Here is an 18,799-nt window from a genome sequence, read left to right on the forward strand (position 1 = left end):
GCCGACCCCGCTCTCAGGCGGTGGGGGCGGGCTTTCGAACCTAGACTCCGCGGCGTGGAAATCCCCTTCCGTAGCTCGGAGCGTGCCAGCCTCGGCGTGGAGTGGGAGCTGCAGCTCATCGACCCGGAGACCCGCGAGCTGGCGTCCGGTGCGGTGGAGATCCTCGAGGAGCTCCGCCCCGAGGGCGCCGAGGAGCACCCCAAGGCCAAGCACGAGCTGCTGCAGTCGACCATCGAGATCATCACCGGGATCTGCGGCACCGTCGCGGAGGCCAAGGCCGACCTCGCCGGCACGCTGGCCGAGGTGGTCGCCTCCGCGGAGCGCCACGGGCGCGGCGTGATGTGCGCCGGCAGCCACCCGTTCACCCGGTGGGACTCCCAGGAGATCTCCCCGAAGGAGCGCTACCACCAGCTCGTCGAGCGGATGCAGTGGCCGGCTCGCCGACTGCAGATCTTCGGGGTGCACGTGCACGTCGGCGTCCGGTCGCCGGAGAAGGCGATCCCGATCGTCAACGCGCTCACCCAGTACCTGCCGTACTTCCTGGCGCTGTCGGCGTCCTCACCGTTCTGGTCCGGCTGCGACACCGGGCTCGCGTCCGCGCGCACCAAGGTGTTCGAGGCCATGCCGACCGGCGGGCTGCCGCACCAGCTCGCCGACTGGGCGGCGTTCGAGGACTACATGGAGACCCTCATCCGGGCCGGGGCGATCGAGAGCGTCCGCGAGGTGTGGTGGGACGTCCGTCCGCACCCGGACTTCGGCACCGTGGAGCTCCGGGTGTGCGACGGGCTGCCGACTCTCGACGAGATCGGCGCGGTCGCCGCGCTGACCCAGTGCCTGGTCGATCAGTTCGACACCCAGCTCGACCGCGGCTACACGCTGCCCACGCCGACGGAGTGGGTGGTGCGGGAGAACAAGTGGCGTGCGGTCCGCTACGGCCTCGACGCCCGGATCGTCGTCGACGACAACGGCACGCTGCAGCCCGTGCGGGAGGCGCTCACCGACCTGGTCGAGGAGCTCATGCCCACCGCAAAGCGACTGGAGTGCGAGACCGAGCTGCGCGACGTGCTGCGCATCCTCGAGGTCGGCGCCTCCTACCAGCGCCAGCGCGCCGTCGCGCAGCAGCACGGCGGCGAGCTCGCGCCCGTCGTCGACAGCCTGCTCGCCGAGCTGCGGGACGGCCTGCCCGCCTCGAGCCCGGCCGCGGGTGGGCATGCCGCATGACCCCCGTCGTGGAGAAGCTGTCGGCACAGGTCGACGAGTGGGCCACTGCCCACCGCCAGGAACTGGTGTCGGTCCGCCGGCACCTGCACGCCCACCCCGAGCTGGCTTTCGCCGAGTTCGAGACGACGGCCTTCCTGGAGCAGCGGCTGCGCGGCGCGGGGCTCAAGCCCCGCCGGCTGCCCACCGGCACGGGCCTGGTCTGCGAGGTGGGCAGTGGGGAGCCGGTCGTGGTGCTCCGCGCCGACATCGACGCGCTGCCCCTGGCCGATCTCAAGGACGTGCCGTACGCCTCCACCCGCGAGGGCATGTGCCACGCCTGCGGCCACGACGTCCACACCACCGTCGCGCTGGGGGTCGCCCTCGCGCTGGCCGGCCTGGACGGGCTGCCCGGCCGGGTGCGGTTCGTCTTCCAGCCGGCGGAGGAGACGGTTCCCGGCGGCGCCACCGAGGTGGTCGCCTCCGGCGTCCTCGACGGCGCCTCCCGCGCGTTCGCGGTGCACTGCGACCCGGCCGTGCCGGTCGGAAAGGTCGGGCTGCGCACCGGCCCGATCACCGCGGCCTGCGACCGGATCGACGTCACGCTCACCGGCCCGGGCGGGCACACGGCCCGCCCGCAGATGACCGTGGACCTGGTCGACGCGCTCGGCCGGCTGATCACCGACCTGCCGGGCCTGCTGTCGCGGCAGGTCGACCCGCGTTCGGGGATGAGCCTGGTCTGGGGCGCGGTCAACGCCGGTGTCGCCGCCAACGCGATCCCGCAGCGCGGCACCCTGCGCGGCACCGTCCGGGTGCTCGACCGGGACGCCTGGAAGGGCGCCGAGGAGCTGCTGACCTCGCTGGTGGAGCGGGTCGCCGGCACCACCGGCGCCGAGGTGGGCGTCGACTACATCCGCGGCGTGCCGCCGGTGGTGAACGACCCGCGGTCGGTGGCCCTGCTCCGCTCGGCGGTGCTCTCCTCCGTCGGCGCCGACAACCTCGTGCTCTCCCAGCAGAGCATGGGCGGCGAGGACTTCGGCTGGTTCGCCGACCTCATGCCCATCGCCCTGGCCCGGCTGGGCACGCACGGCGGCGGTGCTCCGCTGGACCTGCACCGCGGCACCTTCGACGTCGACGAGCGCGCGATCGGCGTCGGCGTCCGGTTGCTCGCGCGCACCGCGCTGCTGGCCCTGGAGGCGGACGCCGAGTCGGCGACCGCGGGCTCCCCGGCACCCCCTCGCACGCGCCGACCCGCGCCTGGGGACACTTCTGCCCGACCGACCGGCGAGGAGACGCACCGAGGATGAGCACGACCGACCAGACGAGCGGCCAGGGCCCAGCGGCGGCGGACGCCGAGGTGCCGGCCGAGCACGCGGTCCCCGAGGACCTCGCGCTCGCCGGTGAGTTCGACGCGGTCACCCGCGACCAGTGGCGTGACCTGGTCGCCGTCGTGCTGCGCAAGGCCGGCCGCGAGGACCTGCCCGACGCCGTCGAGGAGGCGCTGCGCCGCCCGGTCGCCCCGGGCGTGACGGTGGCCCCGCTCTACACCGCCGAGGACGCCGCAGGCCTGCCGACCGGCGTCGGCGTCCCCGGGCTGCCGCCCTTCGTGCGCGGCGCCCGTCCCGGCGGCGGCCCGGCCGGTTCGGCCGAGGTGGCTGCGGCCGGTGGCGCCGACGGCGGCGCGTCCGGCGGCTGGGACATCCGCCAGCGGCACGCCAACCCCGACGTCGCAGCCACCAGGGAGGCCATCGCGGCCGACCTGGAGAACGGCGTCACCTCGCTCTGGCTGGTCCTCGGCGAGGGCGCGATCCCCGTCGACTCGCTCGGCGACGTGCTCGCCGACGTCTACCTGGACCTGGCGCCGGTGAGCGTCTCAGGCGGGTTCGCGGCGGCGGAGGCGTTCCTCTCCCTGGTCGAGGGTCGCACCGACCTCGCGCCCGGCAGCTCGCTGGGCCTGGACCCGCTCCGCGTCGAGGCGGCCTCCGGTGAGCAGCAGGACCTCTCCGGGCTCGCCGACGTCGCCCGCCGCGCGGGTGCGCATGCGGGACTCCGCACCGTCGTCGTCGACGGCACGGTCTTCGCCGACGCGGGCGCCTCCGTGGTCGAGGAGCTCGGCTGCTCGCTCGCCGCGGGCGTCGCCTACCTGCGGGCACTGACCGAGGCTGGGCTCTCGGTCGACGAGGCCGCCGCGCAGCTGGAGTTCCGCTACTCGGCCACTGCCGACCAGTTCACGACGATCGCCGCGCTCCGCGCCGCCCGACGGCTCTGGGACCGGGTCGGCGAGGTCAGCGGGGTCTCGGCGGAGGTGCGCGGCCAGCGCCAGCACGCCGTCACCAGCTCGGTGATGACGACGAAGCGCGACCCGTGGGTCAACATGCTGCGCACCACCGTGGCCTGCTTCGCCGCGGGCGTGGGTGGTGCCGACGCCGTCACCGTCCAGCCGTTCGACGCCGCCCTCGGCCTGCCCGACTCCTTCTCCCGGCGGATCGCGCGGAACACCCAGAGCCTCTTGGTGGAGGAGGGGCACCTGGGCCGCGTGCTCGACCCCGCGGGTGGCTCCTGGTACGTCGAGTCGCTGACCGACGAGCTCGCCCGCGCCGCGTGGGACTGGTTCACCGAGATCGAGCGGGCCGGCGGGCTCTCCGCCGCGCTCGCCTCCGGTCTGGTGAAGGACCGGATCGCACAGGCGTGGGACGCCCGGGCGGAGCGGCTGGCCACCCGCGCCGAGGCGATCACCGGCGTCAGCGAGTTCCCGAACCTCACCGAGAAGCTGCCCGAGCGGCAGCCGGCGGCCGACCTGCACCCGACCGGCGGGCTGCCGCGGGTGCGCGCCGCGCAGGAGTTCGAGGCGCTGCGCGACGCCGCCGACGCGGCGGGGGAGCGGGCGGGTGGGCGGGCGACGGTCTACCTGGCCACTCTCGGCCCGATCGCCAAGCACACCGCCCGCGCCACCTTCGCCGGCAACCTCTTCCAGGCCGGCGGGCTCGCGACGCCGTCCGGCGACGGGGCGTCCGGTCTCGCCGAGGCCGGGACGACGGTCGCCTGCATCTGCGGCACCGACAAGGACTACGCCTCCGACGCCGCGGCCCTGGTCGCGGAGCTGAAGGCCGCCGGGGCCACGCAGGTGTGGCTGGCCGGCAAGCCCGACCTCGCCGTCGACGGGGTCGACGGGTACGTCTACGCCGGGTGCGACGCCCTCGCGGCGCTCCGGACGGTGCACGAGCAGCTGGGAGTGAAGGCATGAGCGCGATCCCCGACTTCGGCGACGTCGAGCTGGGCCGTCCGGCAGCGGAGGTCTCGGCCGACGACTGGGCCAAGGCGTTCAAGGAGACGACCGGGCGCGGCGTGGAGGAGGCGGCCTGGGAGACCCCCGAGGGCATCACCGTCCCGCCGCTCTACACCCCGGCCGACCTCGCGGACCTGGACTTCCTGGAGACGCTGCCCGGGCTGCCGCCGTTCCTGCGCGGCCCCTACCCGACGATGTACACGACCCAGCCGTGGACCGTCCGCCAGTACGCGGGCTTCTCCACCGCGGCGGAGTCCAACGCGTTCTACCGGCGCAACCTCGCCGCCGGCCAGAAGGGTCTGTCGATCGCCTTCGACCTGCCCACCCACCGCGGCTACGACTCCGACCACCCGCGCGTGCCCGGCGACGTCGGCATGGCCGGTGTCGCGATCGACTCGATCCTGGACATGCGGCAGCTCTTCGACGGCATCCCGCTGGACAAGATGTCGGTCTCGATGACGATGAACGGCGCGGTGCTCCCGGTGCTGGCGCTCTACATCGTCGCGGCCGAGGAGCAGGGGGTGGAGCCGGAGCAGCTGACCGGCACCATCCAGAACGACATCCTCAAAGAGTTCATGGTGCGGAACACCTACATCTATCCGCCCAAGCCCTCGATGCAGATCATCAGCGACATCTTCAGCTTCACCTCGCAGAAGATGCCGAAGTTCAACTCCATCTCGATCTCCGGGTACCACATCCAGGAGGCCGGGGCGACGGCCGATCTGGAGCTGGCCTACACGCTGGCCGACGGCGTCGAGTACCTGAAGGCCGGCCAGGCCGCCGGGATGGACGTCGACACCTTCGCCCCGCGCCTGTCGTTCTTCTGGGCCATCGGCATGAACTTCTTCATGGAGGTCGCCAAGCTGCGGGCCGGGCGCCTGCTGTGGGCGAAGCTCGTGAAGGAGGCCGGGGCGACGAACCCGAAGTCGCTGTCGCTGCGCACCCACTCGCAGACCTCGGGCTGGTCGCTGACCGCGCAGGACGTCTACAACAACGTCGTCCGCACCTGCCTGGAGGCGATGGCCGCGACCCAGGGGCACACCCAGTCGCTGCACACCAACGCCCTCGACGAGGCGCTCGCGCTGCCCACCGACTTCTCGGCCCGCATCGCCCGCAACACCCAGCTGATGCTGCAGCAGGAGTCGGGCACCACCCGCGTCGTCGACCCGTGGGGCGGCTCGGCCTACGTCGAGAAGCTGACCTACGACCTCGCCCGCCGCGCCTGGGCGCACATCCAGGAGGTCGCCGAGCACGGCGGCATGGCCCAGGCGATCGACGACGGCATCCCGAAGCTGCGCATCGAGGAGGCCGCGGCCCGCACCCAGGCCCGCATCGACTCCGGCCGCCAGCCGGTCATCGGCGTGAACAAGTACCGCGTCGACGCCGACGAGACGATCGAGGTCCTCAAGGTCGACAACAAGGACGTGCTCGCCCAGCAGAAGGCCAAGCTGGAGCAGTTGCGGTCCGAGCGCGACGGCAAGGCCGTGGAGGAGACGCTGGCCCGGCTCACCGACGCCGCCCGCGCCGCCGCCGAGGGCACCCGCGGCAATGACCTCGACTCCAACCTGCTGAAGCTCGCCGTCGACGCCGCGCGGGCGAAGGCCACGGTCGGGGAGATCTCCGACGCGCTGGAGGCGGTCTACGGCCGGCACGCCGGCCAGGTCCGCACCATCTCCGGCGTCTACCGCGACGAGGCAGGAGATTCCGGGCCGATGGAGGAGACGCGCCGTCAGGCCGAGGAGTTCGCCGAGGCCGAGGGCCGCCGGCCGCGCATCCTCGTCGCGAAGATGGGCCAGGACGGGCACGACCGCGGGCAGAAGGTCATCGCCACCGCCTTCGCCGACCTCGGCTTCGACGTCGACGTGGGCCCGCTGTTCCAGACCCCGGACGAGGTCGCCCGGCAGGCGGTGGAGGCCGACGTGCACGTCGTCGGCGTCTCGTCGCTGGCCGCGGGCCACCTCACGCTGGTGCCGGCGCTCAAGGACGCGCTGGCCGAGCTCGGCGCCGAGGACGTGCTGATCGTCGTCGGCGGCGTCATCCCGCCCGACGACGTCCCGACGCTCAAGGAGATGGGGGCCGCCGCGGTCTTCCCGCCCGGCACGGTCATCGCCGAGGCGGCGCAGGAGCTGCTCAGCACGCTGTCGCAGCGCCTGGGTCACTGATGCCGAGGGACGTCGACGTCCCGGCGCTGGTCGAGGGCGTGCTCGCCGGGGACCGCCGGGTGATGGCGCGCGCCATCACGCTGGTGGAGTCCCGGCGGGCCGACCACCGCGAGCGGGCGCAGGAGCTGCTGGTCGAGCTGCTGCCGCACGCCGGGGGAGCGCGCCGCATCGGCATCAGCGGCGTGCCCGGCGTGGGCAAGTCCACCTTCATCGACCAGCTCGGCGTGGACCTGACGGCGGCCGGCTCGAAGGTCGCGGTGCTCGCCGTCGACCCGTCGTCGGCCCGGTCGGGCGGCTCGATCCTCGGCGACAAGACCCGCATGGCCCGGCTCGCCGTGGATCCGAACGCGTTCATCCGGCCCTCGCCGACGTCGGGCACCCTCGGCGGGGTCGCGCAGGCGACGCGCGAGTCGATGGTGGTCGTCGAGGCGGCGGGCCACGACGTCGTGCTGGTGGAGACCGTCGGCGTCGGGCAGTCGGAGATCACCGTCGCCGAGATGGTCGACTCGTTCCTGTTCCTGACCATCGCGCGCACCGGCGACCAGCTGCAGGGGATCAAGCGCGGCATCCTCGAGATCGCCGACGTCATCGCCGTGAACAAGGCCGACGGGCCGGCCGCCGCCGACGCCCGCAAGGCGGCCCGCGAGCTCTCCTCGGCGATCCGGATGCTGCGCGGCCGCGGCGAGCCCTGGGAGGTGCCGGTGCTCACCTGCGCCGGGCTCAGCGGCGAGGGGCTCGACGAGGTCTGGGCCAAGCTGGTCGAGCACCAGGAGCGGGCCAAGCTCGACGGCAGCTTCGACGAACGCCGCCGCACCCAGCAGGTGCGGTGGACCTGGCAGCTGGTGCGCGACGGCCTGGAGCACTCGCTGCGTGCGCACCCCGGCGTCCGGGCCGCGGTGCCCGACCTGGAGAAGCGGGTGCTGGCCGGCGAGCTCACCCCCGCGCTCGCGGCGCGGGACATCCTGGAGACCTTTCGGGCGGCCCCGGACGCCGGCCCCGCCTGACCCATCCGGCCCGGTCCCACCCGTCCCATCGTTCACGCCGGACGCAGCGCCCCCGGGGGCCTCCGTGTCGGACGAATCCGTCACGATGCGTCGTCGCCACGCCGATAACGTCGCACTCGAATTCGATCGAGGGAGACGCGTGGTCGCACACCGCGAGCAGGGGATGCACGGACGACTTCGCGTCGTCGACAGCCTGCGCTTCGTTGCGGCGCTCGCCGTGGTGTTCTTCCACTACACCGGCCGCGACAGCGTGGCGTGGGGCGAGAGCGTCCGCGAGGTCTTCCCGTTCCTCAGCCGCTTCACCGTCTACGGCGGCTTTGGCCCCTACCTGTTCTTCATGATCAGCGGGTTCGTGATCCTGATGAGCACCTGGGGCCGGTCGGTGCCCTCGTTCCTCGGCTCCCGCGTCGGACGGCTGTATCCCGCCTACTGGTTCGCCGTGGTGTTCACCGGGCTGGTGCTGGTCACCAACCAGGATCTCCTCGGCGCGGAGTGGGACGCCGTCGGCCCGGCCGGCGCCGCCCTGAACCTCACGATGTTCCAGACGGCCTTCGGCGTCGAGCACCTCGACGGCGCCTTCTGGACGCTCTGGGTGGAGCTGAAGTTCTACCTGCTGCTGCTCGGGATGGCCCTGATCGGGATCACCCGCGAGCGGATGCTCGCCCTGTGCCTGGTCTGGCCGGTGGCCGGTGCGCTGGCCGCGCGCACGGACTCCGTCCTGCTGTCGGAGCTCCTCGTGCCCAAGTACGCGCCGTTCTTCTGCATCGGGATCCTGATCTACCTCGTGTACCGCGAGGGCTGGAGCGCCGGCATCGGCCTGCTGCTCGGCCTCAACTACTGCATCGCCCTGTGGGTGTGCTCGGTGCACTACATCCCGTGGTCCGAGCGGGTCGCCGGCGTGCCGGTGTCCTTCCGGGCGCTCGCGGTGCTGCTCACCCTGTGCATCGCCGCCCTGGTGGTCGCGACCCTCACGCCGGTCAGCCGAGTGGACTGGCGCTGGCTGACGGTGCTGGGCGCGCTGACCTACCCGCTGTACGTCATCCACCAGGTCAGCGGCTGGGTCCTGCTCAACCGGCTGGGCCCGGTGCTGCCGGCCTACGTGGCCGTGGCCGTCGTCATCGCCCTGATGCTGGCCCTGGCGTACCTGGTGCACCGCTACGTCGAGCGGCCGCTGGGCACTCGGCTGCGCCGCGCCGTGGAACGCGATCTGAGCGGCGCCCTGGCGCGCACACAGCCGGCGGTCTCCCGACCGGAGACCTTCGACCGCCACACCGGCACGCTCCACCACGGTGTGGACCGGGGCCGGCGGCTCCCGCCGCTGCCCTCGTCGGGGCTGTCGGCGGGGCCGGCCGGCCGGACCGGCGAGCTGGTGGACGCCTCCCGCGCTCGCTGAGCGCGGGACCCGTCGCCGGGCCCTACTGGCGGACGACGAGGTTGGTGCTGTCCACGAACCGGCCGACGTCGGTGCTCAGCATCTCGATCACCGAGGCCACGTGCTGCGGCTGCATGATCGTCGACGGGTCCTCGTCGGGCGCGAGCGTGCGACGCAGGTCGGTGGCGGTGCGGCCGGGGGAGATGCAGACGACGCGGGTGCCGTAGATCGCCAGCTCCTCCCGCATGACCTCGCTCATGTTGATCACCGCGGCCTTGGACGCCGAATAGGTGAGCCAGCCCGAGCGGCCCTGGATGCCCGCCGTCGAGGCCACGTTCACCACGACCTCGAACCGATTGCCCAGGTGGAGCAGCTCCTGGACCAGGGTGAACGGCGCGTAGAGGTTAACCGCCATGGTCCGCTCGAACTCCTCGAAGCGGATCTGGTGGATCGGCTGCGGATTCGTGTAGCCGGCGTTGTTCACCAGGACGTCGACGTTGCCGTGCGCCGCGTGCATCTCGCGCACCAGCGCCGGCAGCCCGGCCCGGTCGCCGAGGTCGTAGGCGTGCGCGGAGACCGTCACGGACGGATTGACCGCCGCGACCGCGGTGACGGCGTCGTCGAAGGCCGAGGAGCTGCGGGCCACGAGCACCAGCTGGGTGACGTCGTCCCGGGCGGCGAACCGCTTGGCGGTCTCCAGGCCGATGCCCTTGGAGGCACCGGTGATCAGGACCGTGCGCCCGTCACTCATCGTCGGTCTCCCCGTGCAGCAGGGACACCGCGAGGTGGATGTCGGTCGGGGTGGTCACCTTGATGTTGGTGTCCTGGCCGTCGATGTAGTGCACCGGCAGCCCGGCGGCTGCCATCAGCGTGGCGTCCTCGGTGTAGACCGTCTCCTGACCGGCGGCGAACGCGTGGGCCTGGCGCAGGTCGGCGAGGTCGAACTTCTGCGGCAGCTGCACGTTGCGCAGCCGCTCCCGCTCCAGGTAGCCGGTGACCGCGCGCGACGACGGGTCCACCGGCGCCACGGTGAACGGGATCGGGATCATGTAACTGACGTTGCGCTCCGGCGAGCCGATCAGCCGGGCGAAGTCGGCGGTGCGCACCAAGGGGCGGGCCGCCTCGTGCAGCACGACGGCGTCGTTGGTGCACAGCGCCAGTGCCGCCGCCACCGAGTCCTGCCGGGTGCCGCCGGCCGCCACGTACTCGACCGGGGTCTTGATGGCGTAGTCGCGCACGATGCCCTCGACCTCGTCCCGCCAGCCCTCGGGGTAGTTCAGCACGATCTGGTCGATCTCCGGCACGGCGTCGGCCGCGACCAGGGAGTACACCAGGATGGGCAGTCCGTTCACCTTGATGAACTGCTTCGGCTGCGGTGCGCCCATCCGGCGTCCGCTGCCGCCGTTGAGCAGGATCAGTGAGTACACGCCCGTCCTTCGCGTTCGAGGGGCCCGGCCGTCCGGCCGGCCGCGCTGCGGCTCCATACTGACAGGCCCGGATCCCCGGCGAGGGCTCAAGCCCTCGGGCGCCCCACCGGTCACGGACCGGCGGAGCGGCACTCCCTCCCGCGCAGTTCCCGCACGTAGTCGTCCGGCGCGCCGGCCGCCTCCGCGCCGTCGGCGATCGCGCCGAGATGCCGGGCCGAGGGCAGGCCGCCCTCGAAGGCGTCGAGCACGTAGACGTAGGCGACGACGTCGCCGCCGAGGGTGTGCGCCCGCAGGTGCACCCGCCGGTAGAGCCCGGAGTCGGCGCCCTCCCACGCGTCCAGGGCGCGCTCGTCGGCCTCGGTCAGGTCGTACAGCGCGACGAAGACGGCGTCCGACTCCTCGGCCGGGACCAGCGTCGCCAGCGCGCCCTCCCAGCCCAGTTCCTCGCCGCCGAAGGTCAGCCGCCACCCGTGGATCCATCCGGTCCCGGTGTGCGGGGAGGAGGGGCAGCGGCGCAGCATCTGCGCCGGGTCCATGTTCGACCCGTAGGCGGCGTAGGAGGCCATGGGAGGCGAGACTAACCAGGGCCGGGGCGTGCCCGGGCAGGGCGGTTCCACGGAACGGCGTCGGCACCGGGGACAATGGACCCCGACACACGGCTCGGCGACGAAAGATGGACCCCATGACCCGCATCGTCATCATCGGTGGTGGACCGGCCGGCTACGAGGCCGCCCTGGTGGCCGCGCAGCTCGGCGCGCAGGTCACCGTGGTCGAGCGCGACGGGATCGGCGGCGCCAGCGTGCTCACCGACTGCGTGCCCTCCAAGGCCCTCATTGCCGCCGCCGGCGCGATGACGGCGGTCCGGGACTCCTCGGTCCTCGGCGTGCACGGCGCGGAGTTCGCGACGGCCAGCCTCGACCTCGCCGCCGCCAACCAGCGGGTGAAGAGCCTCTCGCTCGCCCAGTCGGCCGACATCCACACCCGCCTCGAGTCCGAGGGCGTGGCGATCGTCCGCGGCCAGGCGCGGCTCGCCGACGACGTCCCGGGCCTGGCCGCGCACGAGGTGGAGATCCTCGACGCGTCGGGTGCGGTGATCGACGAGATCGAGGGCGACGTCGTCCTCCTCGCCACGGGTGCGGACCCGCGCGTGCTCGCCGGCGCCGAGCCCGACCACGAGCGGATCCTCGACTGGCGCGACGTCTACGACCTCGACGAGATGCCCGAGCACCTCGTCGTCGTGGGCTCCGGCGTCACCGGCGCGGAGTTCGCCTCCGGATACCTCGAGGCCGGCGTCCCGGTCACCCTCGTCTCCTCCCGCGACCGGGTGCTCCCCGGCGAGGACTCCGACGCGGCCGAGGTGCTGGAGGAGGTCTTCCAGTCCCGCGGCGGTCGCCTCGAGCGCGGTCGGGCCGCCGCCGTCCGGCGCACCGAGAAGGGCGTCGTCGTCGAGCTCACCGGCGGGCGCACGGTCGAGGGCTCGCACGCGCTGATGACGGTGGGCACCGTGCCGAACACCTCCGGGCTGAACCTCGAGTCGCACGGCATCCAGGTGACCGAGGCCGGCCACATCGTGGTCGACCGGGTCTCGCGCACCTCCGTGCCGGGCATCTACGCCGCGGGCGACGTCACCGGCGTCTTCCAGCTGGCGTCGGTGGCGGCCATGCAGGGGCGGATCGCGATGTGGCACGCCCTCGGTGAGGCCGTGGCCCCGATCAAGCTCAAGACCGTCGCGGCGAACGTCTTCACCCACCCGGAGATCGCCACCGTCGGCGTCCAGGAGAAGTCGCTGGCCGACGACGCCGACGTCGAGGTGGTGCGGCTGCCGCTGGCCACCAACGCCCGCGCCAAGATGAGCGACCTGCGGGCCGGCTTCGTGAAGCTGTTCGCCCGCCGCTCGACCGGCGTCATCGTCGGCGGCGTCGTCGTCTCGCCGGGCGCCTCGGAGCTGGTGCTCCCGATCGCCCTCGCCGTCACCAAGGGGCTGACGGTGGCGGACCTGGCGCAGACCTTCGCGATCTACCCGTCGCTGTCGGGCTCGATCACCGAGGCCGGCCGCCGGCTGATGGGCGCCGACGACCTCGCCTGACAGGTATCGCCTGCCGGCGGTACCGACGGGGCGTCGGGGCGCCGATGGGGAGGGGGACATCCGTCCCCTCGTCGAAGGAGCACCCGAGTGCGCTTCGTCCCCCGGTCGGGAGTGCTGTGCTCCCTCGCCGTCGCGGCAGCCGTCGCCCTGTCGCTGCTGGCGGTGCCGGCGGCTCCGGCGCTCGCCGAGGAGGTGCCGGACGGGGCGACCGTCGTCGGGGAGCTGGTCCAGGCCTGGCCGGAGTACCTGGACGAGGACGAGGCCGAGCACCGCGCCGACGACGGGCTGCTGAGCTGGATCGAGCCCGAGACCGGCGATGCCGTCCGGATCGCGACAGCGGACCTCGCGGAGATCGAGGACGCACAGCCGGGGGCCACCCTGGAGGTGACGGTCGGCGCGGAGGTCGAGGACTCCGCGAGCCGGGAGGACGGGCTGGACGAGGCCCGCGAGGTGGTCGAGGCCGCGGTGGTGGAGCAGGCCCCCGCCCCGGCCCCCGCCCCCGGTACCGCGGCGGCGGCGCCGGTCGGGACGACGAACGCGGTGACCGTCGTGCTCGTGCGCCCGGGGGGTGCTCCGGCCGACAGCCGGACCCCCGCCCAGGTGACCACAGCGGTCGACGGCGCCGTGAAGAGCTTCTGGTCGGGCGAGAGCGGCTCCCGGATCACGGTCGGGGTGGCGGCTGCGCACAACTGGATCAGCACCACGGCCGACTGCTCCCGGCCCCACGACCTGTGGAACGAGGCCGCGGCCGCGGTCGGCTGGACGCGCGGGGCGGGCCGGCACCTGCTGCTCTACCTGTCCTCGAACGCGCCAGGATGCGCCGACGGCCTGGCGGAGGTCGGCTGGGGCCCGCAGTCCGGCGGGCGGCTCTACGTGCGGCACGTGACGACCTCGATCCTCGCGCACGAGCTGGGGCACAACTTCGGGCTGGGCCACTCCTCGCTGCTGCAGTGCGACGCCGCGGTCGACTCCGGAACCTGCATGGTGGAGCCCTACTTCGACTGGTACGACGTCATGGGCGTCTCCTGGGAGCAGGTCGGCTCCCTGAACGTCGCCCAGGCCGACCTCATCGGTGTGCTGCCCGCCGCGCAGCAGCGCACGGCGCGGGCCTTCGACCCCGGCGCCACGGTGCGGTTGACGCCCATGTCCGGGCGGAGCGGTGTCCGGGGGCTGCGGCTGGTCGACTCCCTCGGCTACGAGTACTGGCTGGAGTACCGCACCGCCACCGGCCGTGACAGCTGGCTGGGCACGGCCGCCAACCGGAAGAACCTGCAGCCCGGTGTGCAGCTCCGCCTGGCCGAGCCCGGGGCCGACACGTCCCTGCTGCTCGACGGCACCCCGTCGGCCGCGGCCGGCTGGGCTGCCGACCTGCGCACCAGCCTGCCCGAGGGGCAGACCCTCGCGCTGGCCGACGGTGACCTCGCGGTGCGGGTCGTCGCCGTCGCCTCGGGCTACGCCGACGTGCGGATCAGCACCCTCCAGGGAACGGCTGCCATCGACGCGGCGGTAGCCGCGATGGAGGAGCCCGCTCGGCTCGGCGGGCAGATGGAGGCGGACCGGTGCGACCTGCCGCGGGGCGGGTGCGTCCGCCGCTACGCCGAGGGCGCCGTCCACTGGTCCGCGACGACCGGAGCCCGCTACTCCCTGGGGCACACCTATCAGGAGTACGCCGCCGGCGGCGGCGCGACCGGACCGCTGGGGTACCCCGTCACCGACGGGAACTGCACCGTGGCCGAGTTCGGCTGCGTCCAGTTCTTCGAGAACGGCGCGCTGGTCCGTCCGCTCGACGGCGGACTCTTCCGGGTGGCGGGTGCGGTCGGGACGAAGTGGAAGGCGGTGGGTGCCGAGAACGGGCTGCTCGGCTACCCGGTCGGCAACGAGCGCTGCGGCCTGCGGGACGGCGGCTGCTTCCAGCAGTTCGAGGGCGGAACGGTCCACCGTTCGGCCGCGACCGGGGCGCGGGTCGTGCGCGACGTCGTCCTCGACGGGTGGGGCCGGCAGGGCTGGGAGCTGGGGTCGCTCGGCTACCCGATCCGCGACACCTCGTGCGGCCTGCCCCGGGGTGGCTGCTTCCAGCAGTTCCAGGGTGGCCTCGTGCACTGGTCGCCCGCCTCCGGGTCGCACGCGTCGCGCGGGGCGATCGGCCGCGTCTGGGCGGGACAGGGCTGGGAGGGCGGCTTCCTGGGATACCCGACGAGCGGTGAGCGGTGTGTCCTGCCCGGCGGCGGCTGCTACCAGCTCTTCCAGGGAGGGTCCGTCTACTGGTCGCCGGCATCGGGCGCGCAGCCCGTGCGCGGCGCGATCCGGGACAGCTGGGCGTCGATGGGCTGGGAGCGCAGCACGCTGGGCTACCCCGTGTCCGCGGAGGTCTGCGGATTGCGGGACGGGGGTTGCTTCCAGCGTTTCCAGGGGGGCTCCATGTACTGGTCCGGCGCCTCCGGTGCCCAGTTCGTCATCCCCGGCGGCATCTACGACGCCTGGGCTGCCCAGGGGTGGGAGCGGGGTTCGCTGGGCTATCCGGTCGCCCCGCCCGGCGGGATCCGGGGCGACGGCGGGCAGCTCTTCCAGGGCGGTCGCCTCTACTGGGACTCGTGGACGGGCAGGACCACCCGGTTCGCGCGCTGAACGCGGGGCGACCGAGGTCCTCGAGGCCGGTGGGCCGGATGTGACGGACGGTTCTCCCGTTCGGCTTCATCCGGTGCCATCCGGTGCCGAGACCGCCGATGGACAGGTGGATGCCTACCGTCGTCCGTCCCCGTTCCGCCCGCCTCCTCCTCGGCGGGCTGCTCGCCGTCGTCGCCGGCACCTCGGTGCTGCTGCCGACGACCGTCGCGGCCGCGGCCGACAGTGCGGTCGTCGTCGGCGAGCTGCTCCAGGCCTGGCCCGAGGCGCAGCACCGGCACGCCGACGCCGGACACGAGGCCGAGGGCCCGCTGAGCTGGGTGCGGACCGCGGACGGGACGACGGTCCGGGTGGACACCGCCGACCTCGGCGGCGTGCCGGCCGGCTCCACCGTGCAGGTGGCGGTCGGCGGCGAGAAGGACGACGAGGCCACCGCCGACGGCTACGAGGCGGTCCGCCCGGTGCACACCACCACCCTCGTCAGCACGCCCGAGCCCGCCCCGGTCCTGCGCCCGGCGGCCGGGCTGACCAACCAGGTCACCGTCGCCCTCGTCACCCCGCGCGGCGCGACCCGGGACACCACGCGGCTCGGCGACGTCGTCTCCGCGGTCAACGGCCCGGTTGCCGACTTCTGGGCCGAGCAGAGCGACGGCGCGATCTCCGTCGGCGTCACCGCCGCCCACGACTGGACGACCACGACCGCCACGTGCGCGGACCCGAACGCGATGTGGACCGAGGTCGGCCGCAAGGTCGGCTTCACCGCGGGCCCCGGCCGGCACCTCCTGGTCTACGTCAGCAGCACCCCGGGCGAGCTGGCCGGCTGCAGCTACGCCCTCGCCCAGGTCGGCACGGGACCGGGCAGCGGCGGACTGGTGTACGTGCGGGACGCCCTGCCCTCGGTCATCGCCCACGAGCTCGGCCACAACTTCGGCCTCGGGCACTCCTCGGGCCAGCAGTGCGACGCGGGCGTGGAGACCGGCGGCTGCCGCACCGAGGCCTACCGCGACTACTACGACGTCATGGGCGCCTCCTGGGCGCAGGTGGGGTCGCTCAACGTCGTCCAGGCGGCCCGGCTGGGTGTGCTGCCCGCGAGCGCGCAGCAGGCCATGCCCGTCGACGGCGCCGGCGGCGCGGTCACCCTCGCGCCGCTCGGCGAGCGCTCGGGCACCCGTGCGCTGCGGCTGACCGACGGTGCGGGCACCGACTACTGGCTGGAGTACCGCGCGCCGTCCCGCCGCGACGCGTGGCTCGGTGCCGGGGCGAACGTCTACGGCCTGGACCAGGGCGTCCTCGTGCGCCGGGCGGGCGGCCTGCCCGACACCTCGCTGCTGCTGGACGGCACCCCGAGCACGCTCGGCGCCGCCGACCTGCAGGTCGCACTGCCGCTGGGCCGCCCGGTCGCCCTGGCGGGCGGGGCGTTCACCGTCGTCGTCGACGGCATGTCGCCGGCCGGCGCGACGCTGCGGGTCGCCACGGCCCCCGCCGTCGCGAACGCCCCCGCGCCGGCTGCGCCCGCCGGCGCGTCCGGCGACCTCATGACCGGGCGCGGCACCGGGACCACGTCCCCGGGCGACGCCCCGGTGGCCGTCACGGGCTCGCCGGTGGCCGCGTCCGCGCCCCTGGCTCCCCCGCCGCCCCTGTTCACCGACGCCGAGCCGTCCGCCGTCCGGACCACCTCAGCCGGGATGCCCCTCGGCGTTCCCGCCGCGGCGATGGGCGGAGTCGCGCTCCTGCTGCTCGTCGCGCACCGGGTGCGCCGCGCGCTTCCCCGCCGCTGACAGCGGTCCCCGAACAGCACCGAGGGCGGGGCTCCCGCTCGATCGAGCGGGGACCCTGCCCTCGATGACGTGTCGGCGGGCTACTCGGCGTCGGCGATGGTGCAGATGACGGCGCCGCTGGTCACCGCGGCGCCCACCTCGGCGGACAGGCCCGAGACGGTGCCGGCCTTGTGCGCGGTGATCGGCTGCTCCATCTTCATCGCCTCGAGGACGACGATCAGGTCGCCGGCCGCGACGGTGGCGCCGTCCTCGACGGCCACCTTGACGATGGTGCCCTGCATCGGGGAGGCCAGGGAGTCGCCGGAGGCAGCGGATCCACCGCTTCCGCTCCCACGCTTGCGCGGCTTGGCAGCGGCGCCAGGGGCGGCTCCGCCGCCGCCGCCGGCGGCCAGGCCCGCGGGCAGCGAGACCTCGAGCCGGCGGCCGCCCACCTCGACGACGACGGTCTGCCGCGGCGCCTCCTCGTCGGCCTCGGCCGGAGCGGCGTCGTAGGGCGGGACCTGGTTGTCCCACTCGGTCTCGATCCAGCGGGTGTGCACCGTGAACGGCTCGCTGGTGAAGGCCTCGTCGCGGACGACGGCGCGGTGGAACGGGATGACCGTCGGCATGCCCTCGACGACGAGCTCGTCCAGCGCGCGGGCGGCCCGCTGCAGGGCCTCCTCGCGGGTCGCGCCGGTGACGATGAGCTTGGCCAGCATCGAGTCGAACGCGCCGGCCACCTCGCCGCCGGTCTCGACGCCGGAGTCCCAGCGCACGCCGGGGCCCTGCGGGATCTCCAGGCGGTTCACCGGGCCCGGGGCCGGCATGAAGTTGCGGCCGGCGTCCTCGGCGTTGATGCGGAACTCGATGCTGTGGCCGCGCGGGGTGGGGTCCTCGGTGATCTCCAGCTCGAGGCCCTCGGCGATGCGGAACTGCTGGCGGACCAGGTCGATGCCCGAGGTCTCCTCCGAGACCGGGTGCTCCACCTGCAGGCGGGTGTTCACCTCGAGGAAGGAGATCGATCCGTCGGCGCCCACGAGGTACTCGACGGTGCCGGCGCCGTAGTAGCCCGCCTCGGCGCAGATCGCCTTGGCCGACGAGTGGATGCGCTCGCGCTGCTCGTCGGTGAGGAACGGCGCCGGGGCCTCCTCGACGAGCTTCTGGTTGCGCCGCTGCAGCGAGCAGTCACGGGTGCCGACCACGACCACGTTGCCGTGCTGGTCGGCGATCACCTGGGCCTCGACGTGCCGCGGCTTGTCCAGGAACCGCTCGACGAAGCACTCGCCCCGGCCGAAGGCGGAGACCGCCTCGCGCACGGCGGAGTCGAACAGCTCGGGGATCTCCTCCATCGTGCGGGCGACCTTCAGGCCGCGGCCGCCGCCACCGAACGCCGCCTTGATGGCGACCGGGAGGCCGTGCTCCTCGGCGAAGGCGATGACCTCGTCGGCGCCGCCGACGGGGTCCTTCGTGCCGGGGACCAGCGGGGCGCCGGCCTTGGTGGCGATGTGCCGGGCCTGCACCTTGTCGCCCAAGGCGATGATCGCCTCGGGGGAGGGGCCGATCCAGGTGAGGCCGGCGTCGATCACCGCGCGGGCGAAGTCGGCGTTCTCGGAGAGGAAGCCGTACCCGGGGTGGATCGCGTCGGCGCCGGACTGCGACGCTGCGTCGAGGATCTTCTCGATGACCAGGTAGGAGTCGCCCGGCGTCGTGCCGCCCAGGGCGAACGCCTCGTCGGCGGCGCGCACGTGCAGCGCGTCGCGGTCGGGCTCGGCGTAGACCGCCACGCTGGTCAGACCCGCGTCCTTGCAGGCGCGTGCCACGCGGACCGCGATCTCACCGCGGTTGGCGATCAGGACCTTCTGCACCAGGATTCTCCTTCTCCGTCG

The 18,799-nt window shown here is 73.7% G+C and carries 13 protein-coding genes; 9 read left to right on the plus strand and 4 right to left on the minus strand.

The genetic code is table 11. The features are described from left to right. Positions 1 to 54 precede the first annotated feature (54 nt). The 6 genes from LBW97_RS14720 to LBW97_RS14745 all read left to right on the plus strand — a co-directional run bounded on the left by LBW97_RS14720 (position 55) and on the right by LBW97_RS14745 (position 9,042). The gene (locus LBW97_RS14720; RefSeq protein ID WP_224500097.1) at positions 55 to 1,221 is read left to right on the plus strand and encodes a glutamate--cysteine ligase; all 1,167 of its coding nucleotides are present in this window, start codon (positions 55 to 57) and stop codon (positions 1,219 to 1,221) included. Next, a complete protein-coding gene (locus LBW97_RS14725) occupies positions 1,218 to 2,504 on the plus strand; it encodes an amidohydrolase (protein ID WP_224500098.1) in 1,287 nt (428 codons plus the stop codon). Before LBW97_RS14720 ends, LBW97_RS14725 begins: the two co-directional genes overlap by 4 nt. Further along, positions 2,501 to 4,441 (plus strand): methylmalonyl-CoA mutase family protein, encoded by a 1,941-nt coding sequence (locus LBW97_RS14730; protein WP_224500099.1) that lies wholly within the window; start codon positions 2,501 to 2,503, stop codon positions 4,439 to 4,441. The genes LBW97_RS14725 and LBW97_RS14730 overlap by 4 nt, the downstream gene beginning before the upstream one ends. Next, positions 4,438 to 6,645, plus strand: a complete 2,208-nt coding sequence (gene scpA / locus LBW97_RS14735) for a methylmalonyl-CoA mutase (RefSeq protein ID WP_224500100.1) — start codon at positions 4,438 to 4,440, stop codon at positions 6,643 to 6,645. The genes LBW97_RS14730 and scpA overlap by 4 nt, the downstream gene beginning before the upstream one ends. Continuing rightward, positions 6,645 to 7,649: a methylmalonyl Co-A mutase-associated GTPase MeaB gene (meaB, locus tag LBW97_RS14740; protein WP_224500101.1), complete on the plus strand. Its 1,005-nt coding sequence runs from the start codon at positions 6,645 to 6,647 to the stop codon at positions 7,647 to 7,649. Before scpA ends, meaB begins: the two co-directional genes overlap by 1 nt. 139 nt (positions 7,650 to 7,788) lie before the next feature. Next, on the plus strand, positions 7,789 to 9,042 hold the full coding sequence (locus LBW97_RS14745) for an acyltransferase (RefSeq protein WP_224500102.1): 1,254 nt from the start codon (positions 7,789 to 7,791) through the stop codon (positions 9,040 to 9,042). Positions 9,043 to 9,064: 22 nt separating this feature from the next. Here LBW97_RS14745 and LBW97_RS14750 read toward each other — a convergent pair whose 3' ends face one another. The 3 genes from LBW97_RS14750 to LBW97_RS14760 all read right to left on the minus strand — a co-directional run bounded on the left by LBW97_RS14750 (position 9,065) and on the right by LBW97_RS14760 (position 11,014). Next, entirely contained in the window at positions 9,065 to 9,772 is a 708-nt protein-coding gene (locus LBW97_RS14750; RefSeq protein WP_224500103.1) for an SDR family oxidoreductase, read from the minus strand. Next, positions 9,765 to 10,448: a 2-C-methyl-D-erythritol 4-phosphate cytidylyltransferase gene (locus LBW97_RS14755; protein ID WP_224500104.1), complete on the minus strand. Its 684-nt coding sequence runs from the start codon at positions 10,446 to 10,448 to the stop codon at positions 9,765 to 9,767. The genes LBW97_RS14750 and LBW97_RS14755 overlap by 8 nt, the downstream gene beginning before the upstream one ends. Before the next feature lie 110 nt (positions 10,449 to 10,558). After that, on the minus strand, positions 10,559 to 11,014 hold the full coding sequence (locus LBW97_RS14760) for a gamma-glutamylcyclotransferase (protein WP_224500105.1): 456 nt from the start codon (positions 11,012 to 11,014) through the stop codon (positions 10,559 to 10,561). Positions 11,015 to 11,130: 116 nt separating this feature from the next. On the opposite strand from LBW97_RS14760, the gene LBW97_RS14765 reads away from it, so the two are divergent. The 3 genes from LBW97_RS14765 to LBW97_RS14775 all read left to right on the plus strand — a co-directional run bounded on the left by LBW97_RS14765 (position 11,131) and on the right by LBW97_RS14775 (position 16,934). Beyond that, positions 11,131 to 12,534 carry an NAD(P)H-quinone dehydrogenase gene (locus LBW97_RS14765; RefSeq protein ID WP_224500106.1) on the plus strand — a complete coding sequence of 468 codons (1,404 nt, stop codon included), beginning with the start codon at positions 11,131 to 11,133 and terminating at the stop codon, positions 12,532 to 12,534. Positions 12,535 to 12,621: 87 nt separating this feature from the next. Further along, the gene (locus LBW97_RS20495; protein WP_224500107.1) at positions 12,622 to 15,159 is read left to right on the plus strand and encodes a hypothetical protein; all 2,538 of its coding nucleotides are present in this window, start codon (positions 12,622 to 12,624) and stop codon (positions 15,157 to 15,159) included. A gap of 110 nt (positions 15,160 to 15,269) precedes the next feature. Next, on the plus strand, positions 15,270 to 16,934 hold the full coding sequence (locus LBW97_RS14775; protein WP_224500108.1) for a reprolysin-like metallopeptidase: 1,665 nt from the start codon (positions 15,270 to 15,272) through the stop codon (positions 16,932 to 16,934). A gap of 80 nt (positions 16,935 to 17,014) precedes the next feature. On the opposite strand, the gene LBW97_RS14780 is transcribed toward LBW97_RS14775, so the two are convergent. Further along, positions 17,015 to 18,778, minus strand: coding sequence for a biotin carboxylase N-terminal domain-containing protein (locus LBW97_RS14780; RefSeq protein ID WP_224500109.1), 1,764 nt, complete (start codon positions 18,776 to 18,778; stop codon positions 17,015 to 17,017). Between the last annotated feature and the right edge of the window lie 21 nt (positions 18,779 to 18,799).

The sequence above is a fragment of the Blastococcus sp. LR1 genome, assembly GCF_020166105.1.
Taxonomy (GTDB): domain Bacteria; phylum Actinomycetota; class Actinomycetes; order Mycobacteriales; family Geodermatophilaceae; genus Blastococcus.

Bases quoted from the DNA above. Each gene is read 5' to 3' on its own strand.
- meaB (WP_224500101.1), top strand. From the start codon at position 6,645: ATGCCGAGGGACGTCGACGTCCCGGCGCTGGTCGAGGGCGTGCTCGCC.
- LBW97_RS14725 (WP_224500098.1), top strand. From the start codon at position 1,218: ATGACCCCCGTCGTGGAGAAGCTGTCGGCACAGGTCGACGAGTGGGCC.
- LBW97_RS14775 (WP_224500108.1), top strand. From the start codon at position 15,270: ATGCCTACCGTCGTCCGTCCCCGTTCCGCCCGCCTCCTCCTCGGCGGG.
- LBW97_RS14760 (WP_224500105.1), bottom strand. From the start codon at position 11,014: ATGGCCTCCTACGCCGCCTACGGGTCGAACATGGACCCGGCGCAGATG.
- LBW97_RS14750 (WP_224500103.1), bottom strand. From the start codon at position 9,772: ATGAGTGACGGGCGCACGGTCCTGATCACCGGTGCCTCCAAGGGCATC.
- LBW97_RS14765 (WP_224500106.1), top strand. From the start codon at position 11,131: ATGACCCGCATCGTCATCATCGGTGGTGGACCGGCCGGCTACGAGGCC.
- LBW97_RS14730 (WP_224500099.1), top strand. From the start codon at position 2,501: ATGAGCACGACCGACCAGACGAGCGGCCAGGGCCCAGCGGCGGCGGAC.
- scpA (WP_224500100.1), top strand. From the start codon at position 4,438: ATGAGCGCGATCCCCGACTTCGGCGACGTCGAGCTGGGCCGTCCGGCA.